The sequence below is a fragment of the Corynebacterium mastitidis DSM 44356 genome, assembly GCF_000375365.1.
GTDB lineage: Bacteria > Actinomycetota > Actinomycetes > Mycobacteriales > Mycobacteriaceae > Corynebacterium > Corynebacterium mastitidis.
Map to the genome: position 1 here is coordinate 127,453 of NZ_AQXB01000003.1, position 23,123 is coordinate 150,575.

The following is a 23,123-nucleotide window of genomic DNA, read 5'->3' on the forward strand; positions in this document are numbered from 1 at the left end:
CCACCCACACAACCGGAAGGCTCCTGATGTCCACGGAAACCACCGCAGAAACCACGGCAGAACCACGCACCGCATTGGGTCGATGGGGGGATCGCTTCCTCGGCACCATCGAGGCCGTGGGCAACAAGCTGCCCACGCCCTTTTTGCTCTTTCTTATTCTCTTTCTCCTCACCGCCGTGGCCTCCTCGCTCATGGCGTGGTCGGGTGCCGCGGTGGAGGTGCCCGGATCGGGGGAGACCCTCAGCATTAAGGGTCTGTTTACCAACGAGGGCCTGGTGTGGTTCACGGAGAACATCGGGGAGAACTACCTGGGCTTTCCGCCGCTGGTGACCGTGCTGCCCATCATGCTGGCGGTGGGCATCGCGGAGCGCTCCGGGATGCTCGCGGCGCTGATCCGCAAGCTCTTTGGCTCCGCGAACAAGACGGTGCTGCCCTACGCCGTGGGCGTGACGGGCGTGACGGCCTCGGTGATGGCGGACGCCGCCTTCGTGGTGGTGCCGCCGTTGGCCGCGATGGTGTTCAAGGCCGCCGGGCGGCACCCCGTGGCGGGCCTGCTCGGCGGCTTTGCCGCCGTGGGGGCGGGGTACTCCACCTCCCTGGTGCCCAGCAGCCTCGACGCCCTCTTCGCGGGGATCACCAACGCAGTGATGGAGGGCCTGCCCGGCCTGGCGGCCCAGGAGGTCAATCCGGTATCCAACTATTACTTCAACATCGCGTCCGCGATCCTGCTGGGCGTGATCGCGGGATTCCTCATCGACCGCGTGCTGGAACCGCGCATGGCGCGCCAGAACGTGCCCACCGAGCAGCGGGCGCTGGACGACGATCCCCAGGACCCCGGGCAGGAGGACCTCTCAGCGGAGCTGGACCCCCGGGAGTGGCTGGCGCTGAAGGTGTCCCTGTGGGGCACGCTGCTGGTGACCGCCGCGGCGCTCGTGGCCGTGATGCTGCCGGGCTCCCCGTGGCGCAACGAGAGCGGCGGCTTCCTGCCGCAGTCGCCGCTGCTGAACTCCATCGTGTTCCTGGTCATGCTCTTCTTCTTTGTCATGGGCGTCTCCTACGGCGTGGTGGCGGGCACGATCCGCAGCGTGGACGACGCGGTGGACATGATGACGGAGTCCTTCAAGGGGATGCTGGAGTTCCTGGTGCTGGCCTTCATCCTGGGGCAGTTCGTGGCCCTGTTCAACTGGACCGGCATCGGCACCTGGACGGCGGTCAAGGGCGCGGCGGGCCTGGAGTCCGTGGGGCTGACGGGCTTTGCCGCCGTGCTGGCCTTCATCGTTCTGGCGAGCGTTTTGAACCTCCTCATCATCTCCGGCTCCGCGATGTGGACGCTCATGGCGGCGGTGTTCGTGCCGATGTTCGCCCTGCTGGGCTACGAGCCGGGCTTTGTGCAGGCGGCGTTCCGCGTGGGAGACTCCGCCACCCAGATCATCACCCCGCTCAACCCGTACATGATCGTGATCCTGGGCATGCTGCGCCGCTACGAGCCGCGGGCGGGGCTGGGCACCCTGATGTCCCGCATGTTCGTCTTTGTTGTTCCCTTCGGGCTGACCTGGGTGCTGCTGCTGGCGCTCTGGTTCTACGCGGATCTCCCGCTGGGGCCGGGCGCGGGGATATTCCTGGGATAGCGCCGCGCGGCCTTGAGGGGCGTTTCACGTGAAACATCGCGGCGCGCACGTGGCCGCGCCCGCGCAGCGCGTCGGCAGAAAAACATAGCGCCGACCCGCCGCCCCCTCTACCCTGGGTGACGCCGACACACGAAAGGACGCCCATGCCTGCCCAGCCCTCCACCGCCTACCTCGACGCGATGAGGGAGGGGATCGAGCGCCGCGCCCGGCGGGCCCGCGCGCAGGCCCCGGCGCCGGAGCGGGGGAGGCGTACCCGGGCCAGCGCCGCGCCTGGGACCGGGCGGCCCGGGCCGGGGAGGAGCTACGCGATGACCTCCGGAACCTGGCCCTTGACCTGCACGATCACCCGGAGGAGGCGTTCGAGGAACGTCACGCCGCGCGGAGCATTGCCGCGCTGCTGCGCGCGCACGGCCACGAGGTCGAGGTGGGGGTGGGCGGGCTGGACACCGCCCTGCGCGCCGAGCACCGCGCGCCGGGCTTCGACCCCCAGCGCGATCCCACCGTGGCGATCCTCGCGGAGTACGACGCCCTGCCGGGCATCGGCCACGGCTGCGGGCACAACATCATCGCGGCGGCGGGGGTGGGGGCGTTCCTGGCGGCGTCGAGAAGCGCGGGCGCGGCGTGCGGCAGGATCGTGCTGCTGGGCACCCCCGCCGAGGAGGGGCACACGGGCAAGGAGTACCTGATCCGCGCGGGGGCGTTCGAGGGTATCGACGCCGCCATGATGGTGCACCCCTTTTCCTTCGACCTCGCGGAGCACGCCTGGGTGGGGCGGCGCACCCTGACCGCCACGTTCCGCGGCGTGGCCGCCCACGCCTCCTCCGAGCCCTTCATGGGGCGCAACGCCCTCGACGCCGCCACCCTGGCCTACCAGGGCTTCGGCCTGCTGCGCCAGCAGATGCCGCCCTCGGACCGCCTGCACGCCGTGATCACCGAGGGCGGCCAGCGCCCCTCCGTGATCCCGGACACCGCCACCATGACCATCTACGTGCGCTCGCTCATGGCCCGCACCCTGAGCGACCTCTCCGGGCGCATCGATGCCGTGCTCGACGGCGCCGCGCTCATGGCCGGGGTGGAGGTGAGCAAGGAGTGGGACGGCCACCCCGCCAGCCTGCCGGTGCGCAACAACCGCGCGTTGGCGCAGCGCTGGGCCGCCACCCAGGAGCGGCGCGGGCGGCGCGCCCTGCCCGGCGGGGTGGTGCCGGACACCCTGGCGGCCTCCACGGACTTCGGCAACGTCTCCCACCTCGTGCCCGGCATCCACCCGATGGTGAAGATCGCCCCGGAGGGTGTGGCGCTGCACACCCGGGCCTTTGCGGAATACGCGCGCTCGGAGGAGGCGGTGGACGCGGCCGTGGACTCCGCGATCGGCCTGGCCCAGGTGGCCCTGGACGCGCTCGGGGAACCCGCGTTGCTGGAAGCCGCGCGGGAGGAGTTCGAGGCCGCCGGTGGGGTGCTGCGGGCGCAGTGACGTGTCGAAATATCGGCGGAAAATCGACACGTCGCGGGGATATGTCGATGCGATCGACACGTGGGGCGGATATGTCGATTTTTCGGGAAAATTTCGACATATCGGTTTTCGAGGGAGGGTATCCTCGGTGCATGACCGCCGCCGCCTTTGATCCAAGCACTCCCTACAACGAGCTGCCTCCGTTGCCGCCGGGCGTTCCCCTGGAAACGGTTCCCGTGCTCAAGGCGGTGATCGGAGCCCGCAGTCGGCTCGCGGCCCTGGACAAGGCCTGCGAGCTTATCCCGAACCCGCAGATTATTACCACCACTATTCCGTTGCGGGAGGCCCAGGCGTCCTCGGAGATCGAGAACATCGTGACCACCAACGACGAGTTGTTCCGCGCGGCGTGGCGGGTGGAGGCCATTCAGACCCCGGCCACGAAGGAGGCGCTGAGGTATAACGACGCCCTCTTCCTGGGCCAGCGACGCCTCCGGGAGCGTGGGGGTGTATCCGCAAAGTTGGCCGCGGAAATCTGCTCCGTTCTTCATGGAACCACCGTGGGGGTGCGGCCCTTTCCCGGCACCTACATCGGTGATCCGTCCTCCAAGCGGCACGTGTACACGCCCCCGGAGGGCAAGGAGGTGATCGAGCGGCACCTCTCGGCGTGGGAGCGCTTTCTCTATTCGGAGCATGGCCTCGATCCTTTGGTGCTGATGGCGGTGTCTCATTACCAGTTCGAGGCCATCCATCCATTCCCGGACGGCAACGGACGCACCGGGCGTATCCTCAACATCCTCTTTCTCATGCAGGAAAAGGTGTTGAGGCTCCCCGTCCTTTACCTCTCCGGCTACATCGTGCGCAACAAGTCTGAGTATTATCGCCGCCTGCGCCGGGTGACCACGCATGGGGAATGGGAGCCGTGGCTGCTCTACATGGTTAATGCGGTGGAGTCCGCGGCGAGGGAGGCCACGGAGATGATCGATCGCCTGCGGCTCATTCAGGAGGAACTCGCCGGACGCATGCGCGAGGAGGGTAGGGTGGCCGCGCCGGAAAAGCTGGCGGAGATCTTCATGCGTAACCCCTACGTGCGCATCGGGGATGTGGTGGACGAGGGCCTGGCCAAGCGGCAGACGGCCTCCGCGTGGTTAGCCAGCCTCGTGGAGCTGGGATTGCTGCGTGAGGTCAGGGTGGGCAGGGAGAAGATCTTTGTGAACCGCGCGGCCTTGGCGGCGCTCACGGCCTAAGACTCCTGAGCCTCCTGTGCGTATTCCGCCCCTTAGCGCCGCCCCCGCCGCCCGCTCACGGTCTTGTCCCCCGGTATCCAGAACCGCAGCGGGGCCTCGGCGTTCTTGGTGATCCCGATGCGCGGCCCGCGCACCCACTCCGGCTCCTCCGTGCGCGGTCGTAACACAAAGTCCGGCCCGGTCACCGGGGCGCCGTTGTCCGCCAGGTCGAGGCCCAGCGCCGAGCCGAGGTTGCCGGGCCCCTGCGCCAGGCGGTGAAAGGGGACGTCGCCTCGGCGCTGCCAGGCGATCTCCTCGCCGTCGATGACCTCCCCCGCGCGCAGCAGGCAGCCCTGCCCGACGCCCTCGGGGGCGCACACGATGTTGCCCGCCCGGTGAATCCCGTAGGAGAGGTACACGTACATGTGTCCGCCGGGGCCGAACATCGCCCGGTTGCGTGGGGTTATGCCCCGGTAGGTGTGGGCGGCGGCGTCCTCGGCGCCGAGGTAGGCCTCCACCTCGGTGAGCCGCACGGTCACCCCGGCGTGGGTGAGGGCGCAGCCGAGCAGTTGGGGTGCCACCGCGTCGGCGGTGGCGGAGAAGTCGATCACGGTGGCACCCCTTCGGGTCGTCGGGGCCGCGCGGGCCCGTGGAGCGGCGCCCCGGCTGCACGGGGCGCGGCAGTGATAAGCGGGGTCAGCGGCGCGTGCGCAGCGCCCCGGCGAGCGGGCCGAGCAGCCAGTTCACCAGTCCCATCACCAGGGCGCCAAGGAAGGCCGCGCGGAACCCGCTCACGCTCAGGCCCAGCCCGAGGGCGGAGGAGACGGAGCCCGCCAGGAGGAACACGGCGGCGTTGATGAACAGCGCGAACAGGCCCAGGGTGAGGATGGTCAGCGGGAGGCCCAGCAGCCGCAGCGCCGGGCGCACCGTCATGTTGAGCACCACGATCACGGCGGCGGAGCCGAGGAAGGAGACCCAGCGCTGCTCGGGATGGGCGCCGTAGACGGACAGCCCCGCGACTACCTCGGTGACCACCCACAGCGCCACCGCCGTGCCCGCCGAACGGACGAGGAAGTTCCAGAGAGCGCCCACGCTATGCACCGTCCCCTCGGTGCGCCAGGGGCGGGATCACGCCGCTGGGGACGCGGTCGCCGCGCAGCGGCAGGGCGAGGACCTCGACCTCGGGGCCGGTGCCCCGCTCGATGTCGAGCCGGATGCCGGGCGCGGGGCGGAAGCCGAACCTGCGGTAGAACTCCGGGTTGCCCAGGGCCGCCACGCCGCTCGTCCCGGCGTCGCGCAGCTCCTCGACGGCCCGGGTAACAAGCCCGGTGCCCACGCCACGGCGGCGCGCCGGGGGCTCCACCACCAGGGGGCCGAGCACGCTCCAGCCTGCGGCGTCCCCGAGGCGCACCCGCGTGGCGCCGAGGAATCCCACGATGTCCGTCTCCGCGATGGCCACGAGGCTTAGGGCGAGCCGGTCGGCGTCGCGCAGCTCTTCCACCAGCTCCTGCTCGTTGTGCCAGGAGTGGTAGTCGTCCGCGAAGGCGCGGGTGATGAGGGCTCGGATGGCGGTGATGTCCGCCTCCGTTTCCCGGCGGATGGTCAGTTCCATGCCGCTCATCCTACAAAGCCCGCCGCTAGGCGGCGGCGGGGGCGCGCCAGGGCTGCTCGTCGAGGATGCCCGCGCGCTTGGACACCACGGCGGCCACCAGGGCCTGGCCGGTGACGTTGACGGCGGTGCGGCCCATGTCGATGATCGGCTCGATGGCCAGCAGCAGGCCCACGCCCGCCAGGGGCAGGCCCAGGGTGGACAGCGTGAGGGTGAGCATCACCGTGGCCCCGGTGGTGCCCGCCGTGGCCGCCGAGCCGATCACGGAGACGAACACGATGAGCAGGTAGTGGGTGAGGTCGAGGTGCACCCCGTAGAACTGGGCCACGAAGATCGCGGCCACCGCCGGGTACACGGCGGCGCAGCCGTCCATCTTGGTGGTGGCCCCCAGCGGGATGGCAAAGGAGGCGTACTCGCGCGGCACGCCGAGGGATTCCTCGGAGACGCGCTGGGTCACCGGCATCACGCCCATGGAGGAGCGGGTGACAAAGCCCAGGGAGGTCACCGGCCATACCCGGCGGTAGAAGCCCACCACGGGCAGCCCGGTCAGGCGCAGCACCGCCGGGTAGACCACGCCGAGCACCAGGGCCAGGCCCACGTAGATGGCGATGACGAACTTGCCCAGGGAGCCCAGGGCGTCCCAGCCGTAGCTGGCCACGGCGTTGCCGATGAGCGCGGCGGTGCCGAGGGGCGCCAGGCGGATGATCCACCACAGCACCTCCTGGATGACCTTGAGGAAGGACTCCGTGAAGGCCAGGAAGGGCTCGGCGGCCTTGCCCGCGCGCACGGCGGCCACGCCGAGGGCGAGGGAGAGCACCAGGATCTGGAGCACGTTGAAGCTCAGCGAGACGCCCCCGGAGGAGCCCTCGGCGGCGGAGAGGCCGAGGAAGTTCACCGGCACGATGGACTCGAGGAAGCCCAGCCAGCTTCCGGTGCGCGAGGGGTCGGCCGCCGTGGCGGGGTCGATCGCGGTGCCCTCGCCGGGCCGGAGCACCAGGGCCACGAGGATGCCCACCAGCACGGAGAGGAACGCCGTGATGGCGAACCACAGCAGAGTGGAGGCGGCCAGCCGGGCGGCGTTGGTGACCTTGCGCAGGTTGGCCACGGAGGTGACCACGGCGGCAAAGACCAGTGGGGGGATGAGCAGCTTGAGCAGCTGCACGTAGGTGGAGCCCACGGCGTCCAGGGTGGCGGTGAGCCAGTTGCCCTCGGCCATCGCGCGGGCGCTCAAGCCCAAAACCAGGCCGAGGATAAGGCCCGCTACCACCTGGGCGCCAAAGTTGGTCATCCAGGCCGGGAGCCGGCGTGTGGAGGAGGGGGAGGAGGTCATGCGGCACCTTTTCATCACCGTCGGATCATGCGTACCCTCCGCCCAACGCGGCGCCGGGGGCCGTTATGCCCGCGCGGGCCCCGGTTGTGAGCAAACTGACAGGATGGTTCGTCTTTTAAGAACCGATCTGTCTACCGGAGGGAGTCTAAGAAGAGGCTACCAGGCTGAGGCTCAGCGGCTCGCGCAGCACCAGATCCAGCGCGGCCGCGCGCATGATGGCGTGCACGATCTCCGCGTGCGAGGGGAGCATGCGCAGCTCCACGCTGCGGTTGCGGCAGCCGAAGTTGCCCAGGGACTCGCGCACGGTGGAGGCGAAGAGGCGGGGCGCCTCCGGGTCCTCCGTGAAGGCGCTCCCGGCGATGACCAGCCGCTGCGGCCGGTGCCGGCGCACCAGCTCCACCGCGAGCTGGGCCAGCCCCACGGCGCGGTCGTCCAGCAGCGGGCGCGCCGCCGGGTGCGCTACGGCGTCGGCCAGCGTGGGGGCCTCCACCCCGAGGTTGCGGACCTCCCGCAGCAGGCAGGAGGTGGTCAGCGGGGTGCCGGGGTTGCTCAGCGCGGTGACTCCGGTGGGGGAGTCCAGGGCGGCGCTGAGGGAATCGTCCGCGAAGAGCACCAGGGTGGTCTGGGTGGCGGCCGGGTGGGCGTCGGTGAGGCGCTCGGCGGCCAGGATGGCCGGGGCCACGCCGGAGACGGTGACGGGGACGTGGAAGTAGTAGCGCAGGTCCGCCGCGATGTCGGTGTCCGTCCAGCCCAGGTTGGGCGCGTCCACCCGGCCCGCCTCGTCCACGTGCCCGGAGACGGTCACCCCCATGCTCACCAGGCGGCGGCTCATGGGGGTGAGCACGCGGTGCAGGGCGGCGATGATGTGCTCCAGGAAGTCATACCTGCTTACCGACGCCGCCGAGGCGGTCACCCGGGTGCGCCGCAGGAGCTGGCCGCGCAGGTCGTAGAGCCCCACGGTGGTCTCCGAGGTGCCCACGGCGATGCCCGCGAACATGGAGTCGTCGAGGCTGAGCTCCAGGGGGATGGTGGGGCGGCCCCGGTGGCCGATCTCCGCGAGGTCCGGGCGGCGGGTGATGTAGCCGGCGTCGAGAAGCGCCGACACCGCCCGGGTCACGGTGGACTGGGAGAAGCCGGTGGCCTCGATGAGCTCCAGGCGGGTGGCGGTGGCGGACTGGCGCATCACCTGAAGGCACTGAGCCGCGGGGCTTAAGGGGCGGGCAAAGGGCTTCGAGGTGATGCTGTGTGGCATGGTCACATACTAGGCATGATGAACCGCATAGTCTAGTTGGCCCCGAGTTTCCTCAGACAAAGCAGTCTGGGCTGCGCTTTTTAGGCCAACACGAGGCCAGCACTAGGCCACCACCAGGCCGCCGTTAGGCCAGCACCCCGCCCAGCAGCGCCACCGTGACCAGCACGGCGGACAGCCCCCACGCCAGCGGGAAGGAGAGCCGGAGGTGGCGCCCCATGTCCGCCCGGGCCAGCCCGATGGCCAGCCACAGCGCGGGGGAGAAGGGGGAGACGAAGGTTCCGATGATGTTGCCGATGATGAGCGCGGAGGCCGCCCCCAGGGCCGAGACCCCGAAGCTCCCCGCCGTCTCCTGCACGATGGGCAGCACGGAGAAGTAGTAGGCGTCCGTGGAGGTGGCCAGGTCCAGGGGTACGCCCAGGTAGCCCACGATGACGTGCACCCACGGCCCCACCGAGGCGGGCAGGACGTTCAGCAGGGAGAGCGCGATCTGCTTGAGCATCCCGGAGCCGCCGAGCACCCCCAGGAACATCGCCGCCGCGATGATGACCGAGGCCATCGCCAGCGCCGAGGGGGCGTGGCGGCGCATCGCGTCCGTCTGCTCCGTGGGGGACTCGAAGTTCAGGGGCAGGATCAGCGTGGTGGCGATGAGGAAGGCCGGGGCCGGGGGTAGCAGTCCGGTGACCAGCACCGCGAGCAGCGCCACGGAGATGAGCGCCGTGGCGGCCGAGGCCCAGCGGGCCCGGCGGACGCGATACCCCTGCGCTGCCCGCTCGGCGCGCTGCGACTCCACGAACTCGCGGGCAATCGCGTGCACGTCCACCTCCCCGCGCCCTACGAACTCCGGGCTGCGGCGCAGCCGCGCTATGCGACGCCGCTCCGAGAGGCCCAGCAGCAGCGCGACGACGAACACCAGGGCCAGCGCCACGCCCTGCATGGGCAGCAGGTGACGCCAGATCTCCGTGGGGGACAGCTCGATGACCGAGGAGGTGCGCCCCACCGGCCCGGCCCAGGGCACCATGTTCATCACGCTGGCCGCAAGCGAGACGATGGCCAGCAGCACGTACCGGCTCATGTGCATGGCCCGGTACAGGGGCAGCAGGGCGGGGATGGTGAGCAGGAAGGTGGTGGCCCCCGCGCCGTCGAGGTGCGCCACGGTGGCGATGGCCGCCGTGCCCAGGGTCACGAGGACCACGTTGCCGCGCGTGGCCCGGATGAGTGCGGTGACCACCGGGGTGAACAGGCCGATGTCCTGGAGGATGCCAAAGTAGATGATGGCAAAGATGAACATCACCACCACGTTCATCACGGAGGTCAGGCCGGTGCCAAAGAACTCCCCGATCTCCGCCGCGCTGAACCCCAGCAGCAGGGCCCCGGCGGCGGGCACGAGCGTCATGGCCACCACCGGGCTGGTCTTGCCTCGGATGAGCAGGCCCACGGTGAGGGCGATGATGGCCAGCCCGGCGAGGGTGAGGCCCAGGGGTGTGTGCATGAGCGACCTTTCGTTCGGGAAGATTCTCAATGTGAGTCGATGCACATCACTGTAGGGTCTGTGGGGTGCGATCCCCGCATGGGGCCGCGAGGAGGGCGCCGGGGCGCCCCGCGCGCGGGTCCGGCGGCGGCCCCGGCGCCCTTCGGTCACCCTGCGCCTCGTCCCCCTTGACCTGCCCCTTTTTTCCGCCTATCGTGGCGGGGTCTTGGGAGGGCGCGGGGGAACCCCTGTGGCCTCCCGCCCCCCACCACGCAAGGAAGTTACATGCTGCTTCGCTTCAAGCGCGCCCTCACCGCCGCCGCCCTCGTCGCGTCCTTCTCCGCCACGGGCGCGATGGGCGTGACGGGCACCGCCGCCCAGGCCCACGCCCTGGGTCTGGGCGATGTCGCCTCCTGGGCGTCGTCCTCCACCACGTCCACCTCCCCTCGTTTTCACCTCGTCCAGCAGGAGCAGGGGCAGCAGTATCAGTCCGCGGACTGTGGCCCGGCGGCCATCCTCATGGCCCTGCTGGACAACGGCGGCCGGCTGCCCAAGAGCTACAGCCGGGATAGCCAGGCCGCGGCCATGACCGAGCTGCGCGGCGAGGTCCCCAACCCCGAGAAGTCCAAGAAGCACTTCCTGTTTGTCGGGGACATCGTCACCATTCTGCAGGACCACGGCGTGCAGGGAACCGTGTACTCCAAGGACAAGACCGTGGAGATCGTGGACCTGATTAAGCAGGGGAAGAAGGCCGTGGTGCTCATCCAGAGCGGCCAGGTTCCCAACGCCAAGGGCGGCCCCGGCGGCGGGCACTTTGTGTACGTCTCCGGGTATGACGCGCGCACCAAGACCTTTACCGTCAACGATCCCGCGATGGTGAACGACGAGGCCTATCACGCGAGCGAGAAGGACCTGCTGCGCCTGATTACCAACCCGGCCCCGGGTAACAATCAGTGGTCCTTTGTTATTTAGGAGAGGGGTGCGCCGCAACAGCGCAGCGGCGTAACAGCGCAATAGCGCAGCCGGGTGGGCGGTACGGTGCTGCCTACCTGGCTTTTCCTTTTATGGATTCTTAGCTGCATCTCTAAGAGATTGAAAGAATAATGACCGCCTAAACATAAAGTTGGAGGGCATTGTTTCCTCTGTGTGGCCGCTGGCACGCCCCAAAGAAGTGTGGTTAAGATAGCGGGCTATGAGTTCCCTGGATTCCGTGCGCCCGGCGGCACCCCAGCCTGCGCGCCAGCCCTCCCTGCTTGACGCCTCCTGCGAGGCCTTCGTGCGGGACACGGCGGCGCTGACCCCCACCGCGGCCACGCACCTGGGCATCGAGGGCTACGACGGCGAGCTTCAGGACTTCTCCCCGGAGTACTGGTCCGCCGTGGCCGAGCGCACCCGCGAGATGGTGATGGACGTGGTGGCCTTCGACGAGGGCACCGACGAGTGCGACGACGAGGACGACTTCGACGCCGTGGACTACGTCACCGCCGCCGCGCTGCGCGACCGCCTGGGCATCGAGCTGGACAAGCACCACCAGAACGAGGACCTGCGCCTGCTCAACAACATCGACTCCCCGGTGCAGACCATCCGCGACGTATTCCTGGTGATGGGCACGGACACCCCGGAGCAGCGCGACCAGGTGCGCTCCCGCCTGTCCAAGGTGCCCGCCGCCCTCCAGGGCTACCGCGAGTCCCTCTCCCTGGCCTCCGGCTGCGGCAAGGTGGCCCCCCTGCGGCAGATCGACGCCGTGATCGGCCAGTGCGAGGCCCTGGCGGACTCCGGCTCCATGCTGGAGAACCTGGGCGTGGAGCCCGAGTCCCCCGAGGTGGAGGGCGCCAAGGAGGCCTTCGCGGAGATGGCGGACTGGCTGGGCGAGCAGCTCGTGCCCGCCGCCCCCACCTGCGACGCCGTGGGCCGCGAGCGCTACGAGCTGTTCTCCCACGAGTTCGTGGGCGACGAGGTCGACCTCGACGAGGCCTACTGCTGGGGCCTGGAGCGCCTGCGCGAGATCACCGCGCAGCAGGAGGAGGTGGCCCGCAGGCTCTACGGCGAGGACCTCACCGTGCGCCAGGCCATGCACCGCCTGAATAAGGAGGAGCGCTACCGCATCACCGGCACGGAGAACCTGCGCGCCTGGATGCAGGACACCGCCGACGGTGCGATCCGCGACCTGGCGGGCCCCCACTTTGACATCCCCGAGGCGCTGCGCCGCGTGGACGCCAGGATCGACCCCGCCGGCACCGGCGGCATCTTCTACACCCCGCCCAGCGACGACCTCTCCCGCCCCGGCCAGATGTGGTGGTCCGTGCCCAAGGGGCAGGAGACCTTCCACACCTGGCAGGAGCTGACCACCGTGTTCCACGAGGGCGTGCCCGGCCACCACCTCCAGTGCGGCACCGCGCTGCTCCAGGGGGACGCGCTAAACCTGTGGCGCCGCTCCTGCTGCTGGATCTCCGGCCACGGCGAGGGCTGGGCGCTCTACGCCGAGCAGCTCATGGCCGACCTCGGCTATGAGGAGGACCTGGGCTACCGCATGGGGCTTCTCGATGCCCAGCGTCTGCGCGCCGCCCGCGTGGTGCTGGACATCGGCGTGCACCTGGGCAAGAAGGTGCCGGAGGGCTCCGGGATCTGGGACGCCTCCTACGCCAAGGCCTTCCTGCGGGACAACACCGCGATGGAGGAGGCCAACCTGGCCTTCGAGCTGGACCGCTACCTCGGGTGGCCGGGCCAGGCCCCCTCGTACTCCCTGGGGCAGCGCATGTGGGAGGGCGTGCGCGACGAGGCCCTGGCGGCGGGCATGACCCTGCCGGAGTTCCACTCCAAGGCGCTGGCCCTGGGGTCCATCCCCATGTCCGTGCTGCGGGACGAGGTGCTGGGGTAGCATCGGCGTTGCTCGGGGCGGCGCGGGCGCGCGGCCCCCGTTGCCCACCGTCCTAGGGGAATGGGGAATCCGATGAACACCCTCGTCAAGTCCGGCCTCGCGGCGTTTGTTCTTTCCGGCGTGTCCCTCCTGTGCGCGCTGCTCGCCATGGGGGAGGAATACCGCAGGCTGGAGGCCCGGGGAATCATGCCGGGCCCCACCTCCGAGTGGATCCTGTACTGGGCCTATATCTCCCTGGCGGTGGGCTTCATCGGGGTGATCGTGCTGGTCACCGGCATCCTCCGCCGCCGCTAACCCCGCCACCGATCCCAGGCGCGCAGCGCCCGGGGCAGCCATCCGGCCAGGGCGAACACGGCGATGAGCCGGATCATCTGCATGGCCACCACCACGGCCCCGGCCCCGCCCTCGTGGGAGATCGCCAGCACCGTCTCCAGCGCGCCGGGCGTGGTGGCCAGGTAGCCCTCGAGGCCGCTGGCCCCCATCCAGCGCGCCAGCACCCACCCCGCGCCCGCGCACAGCGCCATCAGCCCGAGGATGAAGGCCACGGTGGCGGGGAGCTGGCGGGCAAAGAGCCTGAGCGCGGGCAGGGAGAGCCCGCCGCCGCAGATCCAGCCGATGGAGAGGAAGGCCATGACGGCGAACACGGGCGGCGGCTCCAGCGACCACTCCGGGGGCAGCACCAGCCCGCACGCCACGGTGAGCAGCAGCGGCCCCAGCACCCCGGCGGCGGGCAGCCGCAGCAGCCTGCCCACCGCGTCCCCGCCCAGGGCTACCGCGAGGATCAGCGCCGTGGCCCCGAGGTGAAAGTGGTAGCCCTCCTGCGCAGCGCTTGCAGTGCCCGCAGCGCTTGCAGCATCCGGCGGGGTGAAAAGGTGCGCCACCAGCGGCAGCGTCACGGAGACCACCAGCAGCCGCAGGTACTGGGTGAGCGCCACGAAGCGGTAGTCCGCCCCCAGGTCCCGGGCCATGATCGGCATGGTGGAGGCCCCGCCCGGCAGCATGGCCAGCACCCCCGTCTCCCGGCTGACCTCGCTCTGCGAGCGCGCCAGCAGCAGCCCCACCGCCACCCCGAGCCCCAGGGTGAGCACGGAGAAGAGCAGCCCCGGCAGGAGGAAGGGGGCCAGGGCGCCGGGGGCCACGCCCACCAGCGGCAGCCCCGCCATGATGCCGATGATCCCGCGCCCAAAGCGGTAGTAGTGGGTGTTCACGCGCAGCTCCCGCCCCCGGCCCAGGGCCACCGCCCCGGAGACCGCGATGGCCGCCACGATCCACGCCGCCGGGACGCGCCAGTGGCTCAGCAGCGCGCCCGCCGCCACGGAGAGCGGCACCACCGCCGCCCAGGCGCGGGCCGTGCTGCGATCGGGAAGGCTTACCATGCCACCCAAGGGTATTAGAGTGTCCCCCATGACGATGGATCTGGGACTGCACACCTGGGCGCTGTTCCTCGGCGGGGCAGCGCTGGCGGGCTGGGTGGACGCCCTGGTGGGCGGCGGCGGGCTCATCCTCATCCCGCTGCTGCTGGCCGGGGCGCCGCAGATCCCCTACGCCACGGTGCTGGCCAGCAACAAGCTGGCCTCGGTGAGCGGGACGGCGTCGGCGGCGGTGACGCTGAGCCTGCGGGTGCGCCCGCCGCTGAGGGTGCTGCTCCCCGCCGTGCCGCTGGCCCTGGCCTGTGCCGTGGCGGGCGCGCTGCTGGCCACCAGCCTGGACAGCGCGGTCATGCGCCCGGTGACCATCGCGCTGCTGGTGGGGGTGGGGATCTTCGTGGCGCTGCGCCCGGACTTCGGCGCGCGGGCCCGCCCGCGCCCCTGGACGGGGTGGCGCGCGGCGGCGGTGCTGGCGGCGGTAGGCGTGATCGCCGCCTACGACGGCTTCTTTGGCCCCGGCACCGGCATGTTCCTCATCATGGCCTTCACCGCGCTGCTGGGCCGCACCTTCCTCGAATCCGCCGCGATGTCCAAGGTCATCAACACCGCCACCAACCTGGGCGCGCTGTGCGTGTTCCTCGCGGGCGGCCACGTGTGGTGGGCCTTCGGCCTGGCGCTGGCGGCGGCCAACGTCTGCGGCGCGCAGCTGGGGGCGCGCACCGTGCTCGGCGGCGGCACCAGGCTGGTGCGCTACGCCCTGCTGGCCCTCGTGGTGGTGATGAGCGCATACCTGGGATACCAGCAGTTCCTTGGCAGCTAGGCGGCAGGGTGAGGCCCTAGCCTGGTGCGCATGAAGCACAGTACGGACGCCCTCGTGGCGCGGGTTCCCCGGGGATGGGGCGAGCGGCACGGTGAGGACATCATCAGGGGGCTGTGCCGGGCCTCCCGCCTCCTGGGGCTTATCGACGCCCACCTGGTGGCCGAGGCCGGGGACCTCCCCGCCCTGGCGGTGGCCGCCGCCCGCTCCGGCGAGGAGCTGCCCGCCGGGTTCCAGCTCTGCCAGCGCGGCGCCTGCGAGCGGCGCGGGGTGTTGGTGGACGGCCCCTTCCTCCTGCGGCTCGCCCGGGTGGAGTACCCGGTGGCGGCGTAGGCGGGGACCTACATCCGCCTCTTGGTCCGCGCCGTGGCGGGGGCGCTCCACGGGTCCTCCGGCCACGGGTGCTTGGGGTAGCGTCCGCGCATCTCCGCGCGCACCTGGGCGTAGGGCCCGGACCAGAAGCTGGCGAGGTCGTCCGTGATGGCCAGGTCCCGCCCGGCGGGGGAGAGCAGCCTAAACTGCACCGGCACCCCCGCGCAGGTCGGGGACTCCGCCAGGCCGAAGCACTCCTGGAGCTTGACCCGCACCACGGGGCGGCCCTCGTCGTAGTCCACCCGGGGCCGGGAGCCGCTGGGCACCGCCAGCCGCTCCGGGGCCAGCTCCTCCATGCGGGCGGCCTCCGGCCAGGGCAGCAGCCTCGTCAGGGCGGGGTAGAGGTCCACCCGCCCCGCCGGGGCGCCCCCGGCCAGGGCGTCTAGCTCCGGGCGCAGCCACACCGCGGGGTCGGCGGCGGCCACGTCCGGCCAGGGCTCGCCCAACCGCGAGCGCAGGAACGCCAGGCGGTCGAGCAGGCGGCTGGCGGCGTCGGACAACGAGAACATGCCCAGCCCGTCCGCGCGCACGGTGGCCGCCAGCGCCTCGGCGGCCCGCTCGGGCGGCACGGACACCGGGGTGGCGGACAGCTCGATGGCGCCCAGGCGGCGCACCAGCCGCCCCCGCACCTTTCCCTTGTGCACCAGCGCGCGGCGCTCCTCGGTTACCCCCACGGCGGCCACGGCGGCGGCCTCGTCCAGCCGCGCGGCGGCCCGGATCACCGCGCCCGACCCCGCGCGCGAGACCTCCGCCACCGCCAGCCACGGGGCGTCCGCGAGCGCGGAGCCGGAGGGCAGGCGGGCCCGCGTGCCCGAGGCCAGCAGGTACTCCCCGCCCTCGCGGCGGGCCACCAGGTGCGGGTACGCCAGCGCGGTGACCTCCCCCGGGGTTACGCGCCTCCGCTGGCCGGGAACCCCGGGCGCTCCGGACGCTCCGGGCACCAGGCGACACAACCGCTCCACCTCGCGCGCCGGGGGCCGGGCCGCCGCCACGTCCCCCGAGGGGGAGCCCGCCAGCGCCGCCACCGTCTCCGCCGCGCCGGGGCCTAATTCCCGCAGCGCGCGGCCCAGGCGGGGGTCCAGCGGCAGGGCCGCCAGGGCGCGCCCGGCCTCGGTGGCGGAGCCGTCGGCGGCGAGGGCGCCGATGCCGCGCAGGGTGGCCTCGGCGGCGTCCAGGGCGGGGGCGGGCGGGGCGTCGAGAAGCGGCAGGCCCTCCCCGCGCGGGGTGCCCCAGCAGGCCAGCCACAGGGCGGCCTGGGTGAGGTCGCTCACCGCGATCTCCGGGGTGGGCTCGGCGGGCAGGCGCTGAAACTCCTGCTCGGAGTAGGCGCGGAGGACCCGGCCCGGCCCCTCGCGCCCCGCCCGGCCCGCCCGCTGCTCGGCGGTGGGCCGGGCGCAGGAGAGAGTGACCAGGCCGTTCATCCCGCGCGCGGCGTCGCGGCGCGGCTGGCGCGACAGCCCCGAGTCCACCACCGCCCGCACCCCCGGCACCGTGAGGGAGGACTCCGCGATGGAGGTGGCCACGATCACCCGGGGCCCATCGCCCGGCCGCAGCGCCGCCTCGGTCCGGGCGGCGTCGAGGCGCCCGTGCAGCGGCAGCCCCAGCCCGCCCAGGTGGCCCACCACCCGCTCCACCTCGCGCACCCCGGGCGCGAACACCAGCACGGAGTCCCCGTGGCGCTCCACCTCGCGGCGCGCCAGGGCGGCCAGGTGCTCGTAGAACCCCGGGGAGCCGGTGAGGCGGCCGGGGTGCGGGGCGTAGCCGATCTCCAGGGGGTGGATCGCCGCCGGGCTGTCCACCACGGGCGCGCCCCCCAGCAGCTCCGCGTAGCGCCGCGCCTGCAGGGTGGCGGACATCGCCACCAGCACCAGGTCCTCGCGCAGCTCCGCGACCTCCACGAGCATGCCCAGCAGCAGGTCCGCGTCCAGGTGCCGCTCGTGCACCTCGTCCACCACCACCGCCGAAATCCCTTCCAGCGCGGGATCGCGCAGCACCATGCGCAGCAGCACCCCGGGGGTCACAAACTCCACGGCCTTACCCGCCACGCTGTGCCCGCGCATGCGGTGCCCCACCCGATCGCCCAGGGCGGAGCCGTCCAGGTGCGCCAGGCGCTGCGCGGCGGCGCGCACCGCCACCCGACGCGGCGCGCACACGAGCACCCGGGAGCCCGGGGCGCGGCGCGCCAGGAGGTTCGCCAGGGCAGGGGGCACCAGCGTGGTCTTGCCCGAGCCCGGCGGGGCCTGCACCACGGCGCGGCGCCGGGCGGCGCAGGTCTCCTCCAGGGCGGGCAGCGCGGCGGCAAAGGGCAGGCCCGCGCCGATGCGGTCGAGGTCGAAGGGGCGCATGAGCTAGGGCCGCCCCGGCTGTTCTGGTTTCTCGGCTTTCTCGGCGCGTTCCGACAGGTCTGTTAGCTCCGCCAGTTCCGCCTCCTCGGCCCGGGCGCGCCGGGGGTCGCGGCCCCGCACCACCTGGGCGGGCTGGCCCAGGGCCACCGAGTCATCCGGGATGTCGCGGGTGACCAGCGAGCCCGCGCCGATGGTCACCCGATCCCCGATGCGCACCCCCGGCAGCACGATCACGCCCGCGCCAATCCACGTATCGCAGCCCACCTCGATGGGCGCGGCCTTCTCCCAGCCCTCGTTGCGCATGCCCACCGCGTCCACCGGGTGTCCCACGGTGAGGAACTGGCAGTTGGGCCCCACGAGGGTACGCGCGCCGATGGTCACCGGCGCGCTGCTGAGCACCGTGACCCCCATGTTGATGAACACGTCGCGCCCCAGGCGCAGGTGGCAGCCGTACTCGACGCTGGCCGGGGCGATCACGGTGGCGGTGGCGTGGTCGGCGCGGGTCAGCTCCCGGACGATCTCGCGGGCGGCGTCCGGGTCCGTGTTGCCCAGGGCGTTGAGATCGCGCAGCAGCCGGGCGCTGCGCATCTGCTCCGCGCTCAGCTCCGGGCTGCCGGGCAGGTGCCAGGCCCCGGAGGCCATCTGGGCCAGGGAGGTGGGGTGAGTGCTCATAGCCCCATTGTGGCGGACGGGGCGCGAAAGAAACGAACAAGGTGTGACGCGGGACTCGCTATAGTGAGGAGCCATGAGTGAGCGTAAGCGCAAGATAGCCGTGGTCACCGGGGCCTCCTCCGGCATCGGGGAGGCCGCAGCCCGGGCGCTGGCGGCCGACGGCTGGCACGTCCTCGCAGCCGCCCGCCGCTACGAGCGGGTGGCCGCCCTGGCCGAGGAGATCGGAGGCGAGCCCCACCGCCTCGACGTCACCGACGACGCCTCCGTGGCCTCCCTCGCGCGGAGCGTGGACGACCTCGGCGGCTGCGACCTGCTGGTCAACAACGCCGGCGGCGCCCGCGGGCTCGACCCGGTGACGGAGGCCGACATCGAGAAGTGGCGCTGGATGTACGAGGTCAACGTGCTGGGAACCCTGCGCATGAGCAACGCCCTGCACGGGGCGCTGGCGGCCTCCCCGCGCGGCGGGCTCGTCATCAACATCGGCTCCGTGGCCGGGCTCACCCCGTACCCCGGCGGGGCCGGGTACAACGCCGCCAAGTTCGGCCTGCGCGCCCTTACCCGGGTGCAGCGCATCGAGGAGGCCTCCGCCGCCCCCGAGGGGCTGCGCGTGACCCAGATCGACCCCGGCCGCGTGCACACCGAGGAGTTCTCCCTCAACCGCTTCGGCGGCGACGCCGAGCGCGCCGCCGCCGTGTACAGCGACGTGCTCAGCCTCACCGCGCAGGACGTGGCGGAGGCCGTGCGCTGGGTGGCCTCCCTGCCCGCCCACGTCAACGTGGACCACCTGCACCTCATGCCCAAGGACCAGGCGTGACGGCCACCGCCTTCCTCGCGCTGCTGGTCACCTGGTGCACCGCGATCGTCAGCCCCGGGCCCGACATCGTGCAGATCACCCGCGTGGGCGCGCGCAGCCGCCGCGCCGGGGTGTGGTGCGCCGTGGGCATTATGACCGGCAACGCCGTGTGGATCGTCGCCTCGCTCGCCGGGCTGGCCGCCCTCATGCAGGCCTACCCCGCCATCCTCGGGTGGCTCCAGCTCGTCGGCGGCTCCTACCTCGGCTGGATGGGGTACAAGGCGCTGCGCGCCGGGCTGCGGAGCAGAAGTCAGCGGCGCGGGGCGGAGGAGTTTTCCCGGGCGTCCGCCGCGAGTCCCGGGGAGGGGGCCGGACGGGGCTCCGCGCCCAGCACCGAGTCGAGCCCCAAGTTAAGCCCCGCGCGGGCCTGGCGCTCCGGCCTGGCCACCAACATGGCCAACCCCAAGGCCATCGTGTTCTTCGGCGCCGTGTTCTCGCAGTTCATCCGCCCGGACATGGGCGCGCACTGGACCATCATCGTGGCCGCCGTGCTCGTGGCGGTGGGGCTGGCCTGGTTCGTGGGCTTTGCCCTGGCGGTGCGCGCGCTGTCCGCGAGGATCGCCCGCAACGGGGCGGCCATCGACGTGGTCACCGGCGCGATCTTCCTCCTGCTCGCCGCCTACATGGTGGTGGAGGGGTTCGGGGCGGTGGTGTGAGTCCATGATGAATGGTGCTGCGAACCCTACGCGCCTCCGCGGGGCGGATTCTCTCCCCGCGCCCCGCTACACTTAACCCTCATGCAGGTAGCTGAGGTACCCATCCGGGAAGAGAGCATCAAGCTCGGGCAGTTCATCAAGCTCGCCAGCCTGGTGGCCACGGGCGGCGAGGCCAAGGAGGCGATCGCCGCCGGGATCGTCACCGTGAACGGGGAACAGGAGCAGCGCCGGGGGCGCACCCTGCGCTCCGGCGACGTGGTGTGCGTGGAGGGCGCCTGCGCCCGCGTGCTCGCCGCCAGCCAGGCCCCGGAGGATGACTACTTCGACGAGGCCACCGCGGACGACGACTTCGACCCCGAGAAGTGGAGGAACCTCTGATGCCCGCTTTTCACGCCGAGCCCGGCATGCCCTACTGGATCGACCTCAACACCTCCGACCCGCGCCGCAGCGAGCACTTCTACGGCGAGCTGCTGGGCTGGGAGTTCGAGGAGGTCGGGGACCGGGGGCAGCGCGTGGCCAAGCGGCAGGGCCTGCCGGTGGCGGGGCTGCTGCCGCAGCCGGAGGACGCCGCGCTGCCGGACACCTGGGTCACCTCCTTCCTGGCGCGCGACCTCGACGCCCAGGTGGGGGACGTGGAAAAGCACGGCGGGCGGGTGCTCGGGGAGCCGCAGCCCGCGCAGGTGGGCCGCCTGGCGGTGCTGGCGGACGCCTCCGGCGCCCTGCTGGGCCTGGTGGAGCCCCGGCCGGGGGAGGCCTTCGTGGCGGCGGGCGAGCCGGGCACCCCGGTGTGGCACGAGCTGACCGCCACCGCGCGCTACGCGCAGGCGGTGGAGTTCTACCGGGGGCTGCTGGGCTGGACGGTGGACTCGCAGGACGGCTACGCCACGGCGCTTGCCGACTCCGCCGCCTTCGCCGGCATCGTGGACGCCCAGGGGCAGTTCCCGCCCCAGGTCCCCAGCTTTTGGCAGAGCTACCTCGGCATCGAGGATATCGACGCCGGGGTGCGGCGGGTGCCGGAGCTGGGCGGCGAGGTGATCCGCGCCCCCTGGGATAGCCCCTTTGGTCGGCTGGCGATCGTCGCGGACTCCACCGGCGCCACCGTCACGCTGTGCGAGGTGGAGCCCTACACGGAGCCGGACATCCGGGAGGGAGACGACATCTTCGGGGCGTTGTAACGCGCGCGGACCGGCGTTATATACATATATATGTGAACAATTCCCTCCGCCCCCTCGTCCTCTCCGGCGCGGCGCTCGCCCTGGGCTCCGCCCTCGCGGCCCCCGCCGCCCAGGCGCTGACCATCGACCCCGCCTTCGTGCCCGAGCGCACCCAGGTGACGCTGAACGTCACCGGCGGCCCCACCATCGCCACCGCCAACGCCTCGGAGTCGCGCCCCGCGCTCTCCCTGTCCAAGCTCTACCTCGGATACTGGGTGCTGGCCCACGGTTCCCCCGAGGACGCCGCCCGGGTGGAAAACATGATCCGCTACTCCGAGGACCACACGGCCTCCGCCCTGGATGCCCGCTACAGGCAGGCGATTCCCGAGGTCATCGCCCAGTTTGGCCTGGGCGATACCCACTACAACGGCTTCTGGGGCAACACCACCACCAGCACCAACGATGTGGCCGCCTTCCTGGAGGCCACCCGCAACGACCCCGTGGCCCAGCCCCTCTTCGAGGGCATGCGCACCGCCGCCCCCTTCGCCGCCGACGGCTACGCCCAGGACTACGGCACGGCACGCCTGCCCGGCGTGCTGGGCACCAAGTTCGGCTGGGCGGACGACCGCAGCGCCCACGCCACGGCCTCCTTCGGCCCCGGCTTTAGCATCGCGGCCAATACCTATGGGCCGCCGGACCAGCTCACCCGGGACGTGCAGGGCGCCGTGGTCCCGGACTCCCCGCTGGCCCCGGTCCTCCCGGAGGCCCCCGTGGTGAACGAGACGAGCACCACGGCGGAGACCAGCGAGATGGCCACCGGCGAGGAGCTTAAGGACCGCGTGGCCTGCGTGGACCCCCTGGGCGTGCGCGACGCCCTCATCACCGACGACGCCGCCCTCCCCGGCGCCCTGGTGCGCGCGCTGCCCGGCTGCGCCTAAACAGCCCGGCCGCCGCGACGCTAAGGGGTGCCACTGGGGGCGCGGAGGGGGCGTCGGCACGCGCAATGGCACCCCTTGCGCCCTCGCAGTGCCCCGCAGTGCCCCGCAGCGCCCCGGGACGTTGCCGAAGGGGTGCCAGCACCGGGGGAGCGCCCGGCCCCACCCCGCTACCGGCACCCCTTAGCGCCGCGACGGGTCAGCCCGGCGGCGCCGTATCCTACGCCGCGCCGCGCAGGAACTCCGCCACCGCGCGCACCTTGGCCCGCGCCACCTCCGGGGTGGAGACGCGGTGCCGGGCCGTGAACTCCTGCACCTCCACGTGGGCCTCCCCGTCGATGCCGGACGGGCGGGCGGCGATCTCGTCCTGGCGCGCGACCTGCACGAGGGCGCGCGGCCACCGCCGCACCGGCGGCAGGCTCAGACCGCCGCGCACCTCCTCCGGGAGCTTGTCCACCGATCCGAGGTCCGGGAAGGTGAGCACGAGGGCGTCGAAAAGCGGGGAGGCGAGGACCGCGAGCGCCCCGCCGGAGGAGTACCCCCAGCCCGTGACGCTCCGGGCGCCGCGGGCGCGGGCGTACTCCACGCCCACGCGCACCGCCTCGCGCATATCCGCGAGGGTGTGGGCGGGGGCCAGGGGATAGTCCAGGTCCAGGATGGTGGTGCCGGACAGCGCCGCGGCGGCGGCCACCTCGGGGCGCCACTGGTGCTCCAGGGCCTCCCCGGAGCCGCGCCACCATCCGCCGGAGTGCAGGGACACGGCCCACGCGCCGCTGGGGCGCGGCGGCTCGAACACCCGCCCCGCCGCCTCCGGGGCCTCGCGGGTGGTCACCCCGGAGCCGAAGGCCACGCCCGGCATGGAGTGATCCAGGCCCGCGCCGAGCATGAGCATGGCGGCGTGGGTGAGGCGGTCGGGCAGCAGCGCGGTCCACCGATCGGCGGGCTGGGGGTCGCCCGCGCCCCCGGCCCACGGCGGGGCGAAGGAGGGCAGAGGATAGTGGGCGTCGATGTAGGTGCCGATCTGCTCGAGCTGCTGCTTCTCGGTGAAGGGGCGGTCCACGCCGCCCACCTGAAAGTCCTGGCGTTCACGGGTCTCGTCCATGCCACCAGGGTA

At 72.1% G+C, this 23,123-nt stretch carries 22 protein-coding genes and 1 pseudogene; 13 read left to right on the plus strand and 10 right to left on the minus strand.

Features of this window, described 5'->3' with window-relative positions; translation table 11 throughout:
- Window positions 1-26 precede the first annotated feature (26 nt).
- The 3 genes and pseudogenes from B140_RS0104655 (at window position 27) to B140_RS0104665 (ending at window position 4,322) form a co-directional block, all read left to right on the plus strand.
- Entirely contained in the window at window positions 27-1,628 is a 1,602-nt protein-coding gene (locus B140_RS0104655) for an AbgT family transporter (protein WP_083912232.1), read from the plus strand.
- Between the two features lie 143 nt (window positions 1,629-1,771).
- Window positions 1,772-3,099 (plus strand): annotated as a pseudogene (locus B140_RS11975) (M20 family metallopeptidase).
- Window positions 3,100-3,230: 131 nt separating this feature from the next.
- Window positions 3,231-4,322, plus strand: a complete 1,092-nt coding sequence (locus tag B140_RS0104665; RefSeq protein ID WP_244874383.1) for a Fic family protein — start codon at window positions 3,231-3,233, stop codon at window positions 4,320-4,322.
- Window positions 4,323-4,354: 32 nt separating this feature from the next.
- Here the strand turns inward: B140_RS0104665 and B140_RS0104670 are convergent, their stop codons facing one another.
- From B140_RS0104670 to B140_RS0104695, 6 genes are all read right to left on the minus strand, one after another.
- Window positions 4,355-4,912, minus strand: a complete 558-nt coding sequence (locus B140_RS0104670; protein ID WP_018118194.1) for a DNA-3-methyladenine glycosylase — start codon at window positions 4,910-4,912, stop codon at window positions 4,355-4,357.
- A gap of 85 nt (window positions 4,913-4,997) precedes the next feature.
- On the minus strand, window positions 4,998-5,393 hold the full coding sequence (locus B140_RS0104675) for a phage holin family protein (protein WP_018118195.1): 396 nt from the start codon (window positions 5,391-5,393) through the stop codon (window positions 4,998-5,000).
- Window position 5,394: 1 nt separating this feature from the next.
- Window positions 5,395-5,913, minus strand: coding sequence for a GNAT family N-acetyltransferase (locus tag B140_RS0104680; protein WP_018118196.1), 519 nt, complete (start codon window positions 5,911-5,913; stop codon window positions 5,395-5,397).
- 25 nt (window positions 5,914-5,938) lie between these two features.
- A complete protein-coding gene (locus tag B140_RS0104685) occupies window positions 5,939-7,240 on the minus strand; it encodes a dicarboxylate/amino acid:cation symporter (protein WP_018118197.1) in 1,302 nt (433 codons plus the stop codon).
- Between the two features lie 145 nt (window positions 7,241-7,385).
- Window positions 7,386-8,492, minus strand: coding sequence for an ROK family protein (locus B140_RS0104690; protein WP_026166003.1), 1,107 nt, complete (start codon window positions 8,490-8,492; stop codon window positions 7,386-7,388).
- Window positions 8,493-8,616: 124 nt separating this feature from the next.
- Window positions 8,617-9,981, minus strand: coding sequence for a CitMHS family transporter (locus tag B140_RS0104695; RefSeq protein WP_018118199.1), 1,365 nt, complete (start codon window positions 9,979-9,981; stop codon window positions 8,617-8,619).
- A gap of 264 nt (window positions 9,982-10,245) precedes the next feature.
- On the opposite strand from B140_RS0104695, the gene B140_RS0104700 reads away from it, so the two are divergent.
- The 3 genes from B140_RS0104700 (at window position 10,246) to B140_RS0104710 (ending at window position 13,132) form a co-directional block, all read left to right on the plus strand.
- On the plus strand, window positions 10,246-10,932 hold the full coding sequence (locus B140_RS0104700) for a C39 family peptidase (protein ID WP_018118200.1): 687 nt from the start codon (window positions 10,246-10,248) through the stop codon (window positions 10,930-10,932).
- Between the two features lie 220 nt (window positions 10,933-11,152).
- Window positions 11,153-12,838 carry a DUF885 domain-containing protein gene (locus B140_RS0104705; protein ID WP_018118201.1) on the plus strand — a complete coding sequence of 562 codons (1,686 nt, stop codon included), beginning with the start codon at window positions 11,153-11,155 and terminating at the stop codon, window positions 12,836-12,838.
- Window positions 12,839-12,910: 72 nt separating this feature from the next.
- Window positions 12,911-13,132, plus strand: a complete 222-nt coding sequence (locus tag B140_RS0104710) for a hypothetical protein (protein WP_018118202.1) — start codon at window positions 12,911-12,913, stop codon at window positions 13,130-13,132.
- On the opposite strand, the gene B140_RS0104715 is transcribed toward B140_RS0104710, so the two are convergent.
- On the minus strand, window positions 13,129-14,214 hold the full coding sequence (locus B140_RS0104715; RefSeq protein WP_018118203.1) for an AbrB family transcriptional regulator: 1,086 nt from the start codon (window positions 14,212-14,214) through the stop codon (window positions 13,129-13,131). The two genes, B140_RS0104710 and B140_RS0104715, sit on opposite strands and share 4 nt — an antisense overlap.
- Window positions 14,215-14,242: 28 nt before the next feature.
- Between B140_RS0104715 and B140_RS0104720 the strand changes: the two genes are divergently transcribed.
- Window positions 14,243-15,025 (plus strand): TSUP family transporter, encoded by a 783-nt coding sequence (locus tag B140_RS0104720; RefSeq protein ID WP_018118204.1) that lies wholly within the window; start codon window positions 14,243-14,245, stop codon window positions 15,023-15,025.
- Between the two features lie 30 nt (window positions 15,026-15,055).
- Window positions 15,056-15,355 (plus strand): hypothetical protein, encoded by a 300-nt coding sequence (locus B140_RS0104725; protein WP_018118205.1) that lies wholly within the window; start codon window positions 15,056-15,058, stop codon window positions 15,353-15,355.
- A gap of 8 nt (window positions 15,356-15,363) precedes the next feature.
- Here B140_RS0104725 and B140_RS0104730 read toward each other — a convergent pair whose 3' ends face one another.
- The gene (locus tag B140_RS0104730; protein ID WP_018118206.1) at window positions 15,364-17,739 is read right to left on the minus strand and encodes an ATP-dependent RNA helicase; all 2,376 of its coding nucleotides are present in this window, start codon (window positions 17,737-17,739) and stop codon (window positions 15,364-15,366) included.
- 3 nt (window positions 17,740-17,742) lie between these two features.
- The gene (locus B140_RS0104735) at window positions 17,743-18,411 is read right to left on the minus strand and encodes a sugar O-acetyltransferase (RefSeq protein ID WP_018118207.1); all 669 of its coding nucleotides are present in this window, start codon (window positions 18,409-18,411) and stop codon (window positions 17,743-17,745) included.
- Window positions 18,412-18,484: 73 nt separating this feature from the next.
- Between B140_RS0104735 and B140_RS0104740 the strand changes: the two genes are divergently transcribed.
- The 5 genes from B140_RS0104740 to B140_RS11980 all read left to right on the plus strand — a co-directional run bounded on the left by B140_RS0104740 (window position 18,485) and on the right by B140_RS11980 (window position 22,012).
- On the plus strand, window positions 18,485-19,225 hold the full coding sequence (locus tag B140_RS0104740) for an SDR family oxidoreductase (protein WP_018118208.1): 741 nt from the start codon (window positions 18,485-18,487) through the stop codon (window positions 19,223-19,225).
- On the plus strand, window positions 19,222-19,920 hold the full coding sequence (locus tag B140_RS0104745; protein WP_018118209.1) for a LysE family translocator: 699 nt from the start codon (window positions 19,222-19,224) through the stop codon (window positions 19,918-19,920). Before B140_RS0104740 ends, B140_RS0104745 begins: the two co-directional genes overlap by 4 nt.
- An 81-nt stretch (window positions 19,921-20,001) precedes the next feature.
- Window positions 20,002-20,298 (plus strand): RNA-binding S4 domain-containing protein, encoded by a 297-nt coding sequence (locus tag B140_RS0104750; RefSeq protein WP_018118210.1) that lies wholly within the window; start codon window positions 20,002-20,004, stop codon window positions 20,296-20,298.
- A complete protein-coding gene (locus B140_RS0104755; RefSeq protein WP_018118211.1) occupies window positions 20,298-21,095 on the plus strand; it encodes a VOC family protein in 798 nt (265 codons plus the stop codon). Before B140_RS0104750 ends, B140_RS0104755 begins: the two co-directional genes overlap by 1 nt.
- A gap of 32 nt (window positions 21,096-21,127) precedes the next feature.
- On the plus strand, window positions 21,128-22,012 hold the full coding sequence (locus tag B140_RS11980) for a hypothetical protein (RefSeq protein WP_018118212.1): 885 nt from the start codon (window positions 21,128-21,130) through the stop codon (window positions 22,010-22,012).
- Between the two features lie 217 nt (window positions 22,013-22,229).
- On the opposite strand, the gene B140_RS0104765 is transcribed toward B140_RS11980, so the two are convergent.
- Entirely contained in the window at window positions 22,230-23,111 is an 882-nt protein-coding gene (locus B140_RS0104765) for an alpha/beta hydrolase (protein ID WP_018118213.1), read from the minus strand.
- Between the last annotated feature and the right edge of the window lie 12 nt (window positions 23,112-23,123).